This is a genomic window from Streptomyces sp. TRM64462, assembly GCF_013362995.1.
Lineage (GTDB): Bacteria > Actinomycetota > Actinomycetes > Streptomycetales > Streptomycetaceae > Streptomyces.
Genome location: NZ_JABWDV010000100.1, coordinates 1 through 8,319, shown reverse-complemented (window position 1 = coordinate 8,319; position 8,319 = coordinate 1). Strand labels below are relative to the sequence as shown.

Annotated in this window: 8 protein-coding genes; 6 read left to right on the top strand and 2 right to left on the bottom strand. The window is 73.0% G+C overall.

Going from position 1 to position 8,319, the window contains the following annotated elements:
* The first annotated feature begins 113 nt into the window (after nt 1-113).
* From HTZ82_RS04875 to HTZ82_RS04865, 3 genes are all read left to right on the top strand, one after another.
* The gene (locus tag HTZ82_RS04875) at nt 114-2,219 is read left to right on the top strand and encodes a TOMM precursor leader peptide-binding protein (protein ID WP_309235308.1); all 2,106 of its coding nucleotides are present in this window, start codon (nt 114-116) and stop codon (nt 2,217-2,219) included.
* An 87-nt stretch (nt 2,220-2,306) separates the two neighbouring features.
* Nucleotides 2,307-3,689: a sensor histidine kinase gene (locus tag HTZ82_RS04870; RefSeq protein ID WP_175408017.1), complete on the top strand. Its 1,383-nt coding sequence runs from the start codon at nt 2,307-2,309 to the stop codon at nt 3,687-3,689.
* Nucleotides 3,690-3,764: 75 nt separating this feature from the next.
* Nucleotides 3,765-4,376 carry a DNA-binding response regulator gene (locus HTZ82_RS04865; RefSeq protein ID WP_175408016.1) on the top strand — a complete coding sequence of 204 codons (612 nt, stop codon included), beginning with the start codon at nt 3,765-3,767 and terminating at the stop codon, nt 4,374-4,376.
* Here HTZ82_RS04865 and HTZ82_RS04860 read toward each other — a convergent pair.
* On the bottom strand, nt 4,342-5,052 hold the full coding sequence (locus HTZ82_RS04860) for an NADH oxidase (protein WP_175408015.1): 711 nt from the start codon (nt 5,050-5,052) through the stop codon (nt 4,342-4,344). The two genes, HTZ82_RS04865 and HTZ82_RS04860, sit on opposite strands and share 35 nt — an antisense overlap.
* 202 nt (nt 5,053-5,254) lie before the next feature.
* On the bottom strand, nt 5,255-5,746 hold the full coding sequence (locus HTZ82_RS04855; RefSeq protein ID WP_175408018.1) for a phospholipase: 492 nt from the start codon (nt 5,744-5,746) through the stop codon (nt 5,255-5,257).
* Nucleotides 5,747-6,052: 306 nt separating this feature from the next.
* Between HTZ82_RS04855 and HTZ82_RS04850 the strand changes: the two genes are divergently transcribed.
* The 3 genes from HTZ82_RS04850 to HTZ82_RS04840 all read left to right on the top strand — a co-directional run.
* On the top strand, nt 6,053-6,664 hold the full coding sequence (locus HTZ82_RS04850; protein WP_175408014.1) for an NADPH-dependent FMN reductase: 612 nt from the start codon (nt 6,053-6,055) through the stop codon (nt 6,662-6,664).
* A gap of 7 nt (nt 6,665-6,671) precedes the next feature.
* The gene (locus HTZ82_RS04845) at nt 6,672-7,583 is read left to right on the top strand and encodes a thioesterase II family protein (RefSeq protein ID WP_175408013.1); all 912 of its coding nucleotides are present in this window, start codon (nt 6,672-6,674) and stop codon (nt 7,581-7,583) included.
* A partial coding sequence (locus tag HTZ82_RS04840; protein ID WP_175408012.1) for a BTAD domain-containing putative transcriptional regulator occupies nt 7,543-8,319 on the top strand: 777 nt, incomplete at its 3' end. The genes HTZ82_RS04845 and HTZ82_RS04840, both read left to right, overlap by 41 nt.

Here is an 8,319-nt window from a genome sequence, read left to right as displayed (position 1 = left end):
CGGCGCCCGGCACGGTCACCGGCACGGCCACAGCCACCGGTCCCGGCAGCCGCACAGATCCCGGCCCGGGCGCCGGTCCCCCCCACGGCCCGGGCTCCGCCCACGGCCCGGCTGTGGGCACCGGTATGGGCGCCGGCACCCGTACGAGCCCCGGCGCGGGCGCGGGCGGCGGTGCCCACGGCAGCGGAACGCCCCATGCCCCCACGCCCGTCGACGGCACCGAGGCCTACTGGGACCTGGTCGGGCTCGACGGGGGCCGTGCCGTGTACGACGTGGCGGCCGCACGCGTCCGGGTCGTCAGCCTGGCCGACGGGGTCCAGGCGGGTGCCGCGGCCGAGGCGGTGCTGCGGGCCGCGTGCGCCGAGTCGGGCATCGTCGTGGCGGGCCCCGGTGACGAGGCGGACTTCGCCGTCGTCCTGTGCGACGACTACCTGACGCCGGGCCTCCGGGACGTCGACAGCCTCCACCGGGGCCTGGGCATCCCGTGGCTCCTGGTCAGGACCGCGGGCCCCGACCCGTGGGTGGGCCCGGTGTTCCGCCCCGGCGACGGGCCCTGCTGGTCCTGCCTGGCCACCAGGCTGCGCGGCCACCGAGCGTCGGAGCGGCCCCTCCAGCGCCACCTCGGGCTCACCGGCCCCCCGGTGCGGCCGCCCGCCGGGCTCGCGGCCTGCACGTCCCTGGCGACGCAGCTCGCCGTCCTGGAGACCGCCAAGTGGCTGGCCGGGGTGCGCGGCCCCGGCCAGTCCGCGGTGCACGCCCTGGACACGCTCGGCCTGCGGATGCGCGCCCACCCGGTGGCGCGGCTCCCGCAGTGCCCGGTCTGCGGCGACCCGGACCTCGTGGCCCGCCAGGTGCGGGCGCCGTTCGTGCCGGTGTCCCGGCCCAAGGCGGTGCACGACCTGAACGGCCACCGGGCCCTGACGCCGGGCCAGATGCTGGAGCGGTACGGGCACCTGGTGGACCCGGTCACCGGCATCATCAAGGAGATCCGCCGCGCCCCGCACTGCCCGGACTTCGTGGACGCCTATCTGTCGGGCCACAACCTGGCGATGGGCCCGCGCTCCCTCACCGGTCTGCGCACCGGCCTGCGCGCTCTCAGCGGCGGCAAGGGCCTCTCCGAGACGGAGGCCCGTGTGAGCGCCCTGTGCGAGGCGGTCGAGCGGTACAGCGGCACCCGCCAGGGCGACGAGCCCGTCGTACGGGACAGCTACCGCGGTCTCGGCCCGGAGGCCGCCGTGCACCCGGCCGCGTGCCAGCTCTACGACGAGCGGCAGCTCCGCGACCGTGACCGCTGGAACGCCTCGGGCTCCCGGCTCCAGTACGTACCGGAGCCGTTCGACGAGGAGCGGCCCACCGAGTGGACGCCCGTGTGGTCGATGACCGCCGGCACGCACCGGCTGCTGCCGACGTCGATGCTGTACTTCAGCGAGACCACCGCCCCCGACGGCCTGTGGGCCGACTCCAACGGCAACGCCGCGGGCAGCAGCCCCGAGGACGCCCTCGTACAGGGCTTCCTGGAGCTGGTCGAACGGGACGCGGTCGCCCTGTGGTGGTACAACCGCACCCGCCAGCCCGGCGTCGACCTGGACGACGTGGAGGAGCCGCATCTGGCCAGGCTCCGGGAGGGCTATGCCCGGCTGGGCCGTGAGGTGTGGGCGCTGGATCTGACGTCGGATTTCGGAATTCCAGTTGTGGCGGCCCTCTCCCGGCGTATCTCGGGGCCCACCGAGGACATCGTGTTCGGCTTCGGGGCGCATTTCGACCCGAACATCGCGCTACGCCGCGCCCTGACCGAAATGGGGCAACTAATGCCCGCGGTTTCCCCGCCCCGGCCCGGCGGTTCGGGATATCGGATCACCGATCCGGAGCCGGTGAACTGGTGGCGCGGGGCGACGATCACCAACCAGCCCCACCTCGTGCGGAATCCGGCCATCCGGTCGCGGACGCCGGAGGACTGGACGTACGAGCCGAGCGGTGATCTGCTGGACGACGTCCGCACCGTCACGGCTTTGGTGCGGGAGCGCGGCATGGATCTGCTCGTCCTGGATCAGACAAGGCCTGACCTGCGGCTTCCGGTCGTGAAGGTGATTGTCCCGGGAATGCGACATTTCTGGCCACGTTTTGCCCCCGGGCGGCTCTTCGACATCCCTGTAAAGCTCGGAAGATGCCCAGAACCCACCGGTTACGAACGTTTGAACCCCATCCCCATGTTCGTTTAATCGGTCAAAGTCGGCGTGATTCGTGACGTTCATCGCTTACGATCTCCGAAGGCGTACGAAGGTGCGACAGAAGAGGTTGCGAAGACGATGTCACCTCACGACCGTCATCATGAACATCCCGGATCCGCAAGACAGTTATCGGCCAATGGCGCGTGGCGGGAGGCCGCACCGGCCAGTGGTCGCGGCGCACGGCACGAGCACGACGCGGCACCCCGTGACGGACGTGACCTCCCGGCCCGCGAGCTTCCCGCCCGCGAGCTTCCGGCTCGTGAGGTTCCGGCTCGCGAGCTTCCGGCTCGCGAGCTTCCGGCTCGCGAGCTCCCCGCCCGCGACCTCCCCGAGCCGCGGCTCGCCCGTATCGTCCTGCTGGCCGCCCTGGCGAGCTATCTGCTGATCACCACGCTCAACATCTTCAGCGCCCGCCTCCCGCCCGCCGTGACGGCCGCCGCCCTCGTCTGTCTCGTCGCCATCTTCGTGATCCAGCTCGGCCATTCACGGCCCGGCGCCCGGCTGGCACCGCGCTGGCGCAAGGGGGCCACCCTGGGCACCCAGGCGCTCCTCACGTATCTGCCGATCGTCGTGTTCCGCGCCGAGTGGGGCGCGATGGCCGGCTTCTTCTCCGGCTCCCTGCTGCTGCTCCTCCCGCCCAAGTGGGCCTGGACGCTGTACGGGGCCGTGGGCCTCAGCATGCTGGTGCCGCCCGCCCTCGACGGGCGCGCCGCCCTCGACAGCGTCTACCTGTGCCAGTCGACACTGCTGACGGGCCTGGTGGTCTACGGCCTCTCGCGGCTGGCCGACCTCGTGCGCGTCCTGCACGAGACGCGCGGTCAGCTCACACAGATGGCCGTCACCCGCGAACGGCTGCGCTTCGCCCGCGACCTGCACGACCTGCTGGGCTTCAGCCTCTCCGCGATCACGCTCAAGAGCGAGCTGATCCACCGGCTCGTCCCGACGCACCCGCAGCGGGCCATGGACGAGATCCGCGACGTGCTCGCGATCTCCCGGCAGTCCCTCGCGGACGTGCGGACGGTCGCGAGCGGGCTGCGCGAGATGTCGCTCGCCGACGAACTGACGTCGGCACAGTCGCTGCTGGCCGCGGCGGACGTGGAGGTACGCGCCGACCTGCGGGCCGGGACGATGAGCCGGCAGGTCAACACCGTCATGGCGGCGGTGCTGCGGGAGGCCGTCACCAACCTGCTGCGCCACTCCAAGGCGACGTACTGCGAGATCGTCGCGGTGGGGTCCGGCGGCCGGGTGCGGCTCTCCGTACGGAACGACGGGGTCGACCCCGACTACCGCGACCTGTCCCCGCACAGCGGCAGCGGCCTGGGCAACCTGGCGACGCGCCTCGCGGACGTGGACGGCGAACTGACCACGGTACGCGGTACGGAAGGAACGTTCCTGCTGGTGGCCGACGCGGCGGCGATCCCGGACCGCGAGGCTCCCGTCGCAGAGGGGACGGCGGCCTGAACGGGGCCCGCCGGCCCGCCGCGCGGACGCGCAGCACGACGCCGACACGGCATGACGCGAAGAGAGGACCGGCCGGTGGCCATACGCCTGTTGCTCGCCGAGGACATGAACATGGTCCGAGGCGCCCTGGTGGCGCTGCTCAACCTGGAGGACGACCTGGAGGTCGTGTGCGAACTGGAACGCGGCGATCTGATCGTGGACGCCGCGGTCGAGCACCGCCCCGATGTCGCCATCATCGACATCGACCTGCCCGGCATCGACGGCCTGACGGCGGCCGGACTGCTGCGGGAGCGGCTGCCCGAGTGCCGCCGGCTGATCCTCACCAGCCTGGGCCGCCCCGGAACGCTCCGCCGGGCGCTCACGGCGCAGGTCGACGGCTATCTGCTGAAGGACGCGCCACCGCGCGAACTGGCCAGCGCGGTACGGCGCGTGGCGGCCGGCCACCGGGTCATCGACCCGCAGCTGGCCCTCGCCGCGTGGGAGGCGACCGAGACGCCGCTGACGGAACGCGAGACCGAGGTGCTGCGGCTGGCGGCGGAGGGCTCGGAGGCGGGCGAGATAGCCCGACGCCTCCACCTGGCCCCCGGCACGGTCCGCAACTACCTGACGACGGTGGCGGCGAAGCTGAACGCCCGCAACAGAGTGGACGCCATCAGGATCGCCAGAGACGCGGGCTGGCTCCCGTGACGTCCGTCGCGGGCGGGTCCTGCGGGGCGTCCGCCGGGGTGTCCGCCGGGGCGGACGCGGGGGTGTCCGCCGAGGTGTCCGCCGGGGCGGCCATTCCGGCGGCCGCAAGGTAGTCGAGGATGGCCTCCGTCATGCCCGGGGGGAGGTCCAGGCAGGCGGAGGCGTCGTCCGGGGTGACCGGCCAGGCCAGCAGGCCCAGGACCCAGGCCGCCTCCGGGCGGTGCAGGACCACGCGGTACGGGGCGTCCGACGACTCGACCGTGACGCCGCGCGGCGCCCGCCGCACGGTCACGTCGGCCGGTAATCGCACCGGACGCCACCCCGGCAGCCGGTCCAGCCGGAACGAGGCCGTCCGCGCCACGGGCGCCGCCGACAGCAGCGGCCCGCCCAGGTCGTCGACCCCCAGGGTCCGTACGACCAGGTGCGAGAGCCGCTCCAGCAGCGGCAGCAGCACGAGCCGTACCCCGGAGCGCGGTTCGACGTTGGCCAGCAGCACGGGCCCCAGCTCCATGCGGTGCAGCGCGTCCCGCACCACGGCGTGGGCGCCGTCGACGCGCTCCGGGCCCCACGGCCCCGTCAGCACCAACTGGCCCTCGGCATCGCCCGCCTCCACCACCACGTCCTGGCTGAGCGACCAGAGGTGGACGGTCCGGTTCCGGTTCCCGACGCTGTCCAAGGTAACGCGCATCCTCTCTCAGGTTCCTCCCCCAAGCACTTCGTGCAGGGGGGACCCCCAGTGCCACGGGCGGCGCGGTGAGCCTTCCGAGTGTGCGAGCGCCGGCACGGCGCTGCCCAGCTACCCGGTCACGACCCGGACGTGAAGAATTCACGCCCGGACCGCACCGGGTTCGCCAGGCGTACCGACAGGGCGTCAGCCGTCAGCCCGCGACGACCCCGGCCGGGGCGACGCTGCCGAACTTGTCCACGGCCTGGTAGTAGATCCAGGCCGTCGAGTCGCAGGACGTGCGCTTCACACCGGAGTAGCGGGAGCACACGCGCTTCAGGTCGGCGTAGAACGCGGAGTCCAGCCGCGCCTTGTTGGCGGAGAACGTCCCGGCCGCCTTGTAGTTGCGGTAGCCGAAGTCGTGGCGCGCGCAGGAGAGCTGGAACGGGAACCCGAACGGGTTGTCGGGGGAGCTGCTGCAGTAGTCGGTCGACCACGTGAACCCGTACGCGCTCCAGGCGGCCTGGTTGTTGCGGGCGTTCAGCCACTTGCTGTAGCTGCTGGAGCTCGTCTGGGTCCAGCTCGACAGCACGGCGGCCTTGTCGGCCGGTTCGGCGGCCTGCGCGGAGCCCGCGGTCAACAGGGTGGCGGGCAGGGCGAGTACGGCGGCGGCTGCGGCGAGGGGCAGGGCGCGGCGACGGCGCATGAGGTCCTCCGGGTGGGCGTCGTGGGTGACGACGGGCGGCGGTGAACGAGTGAACGCGTCAAGATTCCCGCCCGGGGTACGCCGGTTGACAGGCATGAACTCATGAGCCAGTCATGAACATTTCACTTGCAACCGTCACGCGCCGCGCCCCACAGTCGGCCGGCACCGGCCCCCACGCGCCCCTACGGACGTCCGCAGCCGGACCGAAGCGCGGCCCGAAGGAGATCCGAAGTCTTTCCTAAGGCATATACCGCACAGTGGGGTTCAGCCCCCGCAGCGGCGGCGCGGGGGCCGGAGGAGGGTGTGATGGACGACTGCGACCGGCTGAGGCTGGTGATCCTCGTCGGCGCCGCGCGAGAGGGCCGGTTCGGGCTGGCGGCGGCCGAGTGGTTCGCCGCCCGCGCCCGGCTCCGCAAGGACTTCGACGTGGACGTCATCGACCTCGCCACGGCATGGCTGCCCGACCTGATGACCGCGGACCCCGCCGTCCCGAGGCCCTCCGCCGTACGGGACCTGTCCCCGTGGCTCGCCGCCGCCGACGCCTTCGCCGTGGTGACGCAGGAGTACCGGTACGGCTATCCGGCGTCCCTCAAGAACGCCATCGACTGGTACGACCGCGAATGGCACGCCAAGCCCGTCGGCTTCCTGTCCTACGGGGGACCTTCCGGCGGACTGTGCGCCGTCGCCCAGCTCCGCCAGGTCTTCGTCGAGTCCCACGCGGTCACGGTTCCCGAGACCGTCAGCTTCCACAACTACCGGGAGCGCTGGGGGCCCGACGGACGGTTCCTCGACACCGACGACTGCCGCAGGGACGCGGTCGCCATGCTCGACCGGCTCGGCTGGTGGGGACGCGCACTGCGCCACGCCCGCTCCATCGAGCCGTACGGCGACCCCCACCGCTCCTGCACGGAGGGATGACAGCGACATGGACACCCGATGGTTCCGGCGGTTCGACGAAGCACTGCCGGACGCTCCCCGACTGATCTGCTTCCCGCACGCCGGAGGCAGCGCCTCGGTCTACGCACCGCTCGCCCGCCTGCTGTCCGGGCCGCTGGAGGTCCTCGCCGTCCAGTACCCGGGCCGCCAGGACCGGCGCACCGAGGCACCCGCGACCAGTGTCACCGACCTCGCCGCGCGGATAGCCGAGCGGCTCGAAGCCGGCGGGGTGACCGGCGAGCGCCCGTACGCGTTCTTCGGGCACAGCATGGGCGCGCTCGTCGCCTACGAGTCGGCACGGGCACTCCAGAGCCGGTCCGCCCCGGCTCCGGCCCGCCTCTTCCTGTCCGGGCGATCCGCGCCCGGACCCCGACCCGACCGGCACGACCGGCTCCACGACGACGCGGCCATCCTCGCCGCCGTCCGGGCTCTCGGCGGCACCGACGCCTCCGTACTCGACGACCCGGAACTCGTGGACATGGTGATGCCCGCCCTGCGCGCCGACTACGGGGCCCTCGCCTCGTACGCGTGGCGGCCCGGTCCCGCGCTGAACGCCCCTCTCACCGCACTCGTGGGCGACTCCGACCCGGTCGTTCCGGTCGCGTCGGTGTCCGGCTGGGCACGGCACACCACAGGGGACGACGAAGTCCTGGTCTTCGCCGGGGGGCACTTCTATCTGACCGAGCGGCTGCACGACGTCGGAGCCGTCGTCGCCGACCGCTTGAGGGCATTGACTGGGGGAGCGAGTGGAATTCAGGATTCTGGGCCCGCTGGAAGCGACGGCGGGCGAACGGACACTGGCACTGGGGGGCCACAAGCAGCGCGCGGTCCTCGGACTGCTGCTGCTGCGGGCGAACCGGGTGGTCGCCACCAGCGAACTGCTGGGCGCGCTCTGGCCTGACGACGACCGGCCCGCCAGCGCCCGGAAGATCGTGCAGAACGCGGTGTGGGGGCTGCGCGCCCTGTTCGCCGACACCACCCCCGGCGACGGCGCGACCCGCCCCGAACTCGTCACCCAGGCCCCCGGCTACCTGCTGCGCATCGACCCGGGCCGCGTCGATCTGCACCGCTTCAACCGGCTGGTCTCCGAGGGCCGGGCGCGGCTGTCCGGCGGCGAGCCCGCGGAAGCCGCCCGGCTGCTGGGCGCGGCACTCGCCGAGTGGAGCGGACCCGCACTCGCCGACCTCGCCGAGGCCGGCACCGAATGGCCCGAGCTGACCGCGCTGAGCCAGCTCAGGCTCGACGTCATGGAGGACCGCTTCGAAGCCGAGCTGCGCAGCGGCCACCACCACGCCGTACTGGGCGAACTGGTCTCCCTCGCCGAGGAGGAGCCCCTGCGCGAGCGGCTCTGCGGCCAGCTCATGGTCGCCCTGTACCGGTGCGGCCGGCAGGCCGAGGCGCTCAACGCCTACAGCCGGGTGCGCCGCGCCCTCGTCGAGGAGCACGGCCTCGAACCGTCCAGGGAACTCCAGGTCCTCCAGCAGAACATCCTCACCCACGACCCCGCCCTCACCCCCGCCGCCCCCGCGTCGCCCTCCCCGTACGGAACGGCCGCGCCCGCCCGCGACGCGCAGCCGCCGGGCTACGGCAGGGACGGGGCCACGGACCGTGCCGCCCTGCCCGTGCCCACGCCCCGG

What these genes read in the sequence shown, in the direction of transcription:
- HTZ82_RS04870 (WP_175408017.1), top strand. Translation starts at nt 2,307, where the DNA reads ATGTCACCTCACGACCGTCATCATGAACATCCCGGATCCGCAAGACAG.
- HTZ82_RS04855 (WP_175408018.1), bottom strand. Translation starts at nt 5,746, where the DNA reads ATGCGCCGTCGCCGCGCCCTGCCCCTCGCCGCAGCCGCCGCCGTACTC.
- HTZ82_RS04850 (WP_175408014.1), top strand. Translation starts at nt 6,053, where the DNA reads ATGGACGACTGCGACCGGCTGAGGCTGGTGATCCTCGTCGGCGCCGCG.
- HTZ82_RS04845 (WP_175408013.1), top strand. Translation starts at nt 6,672, where the DNA reads ATGGACACCCGATGGTTCCGGCGGTTCGACGAAGCACTGCCGGACGCT.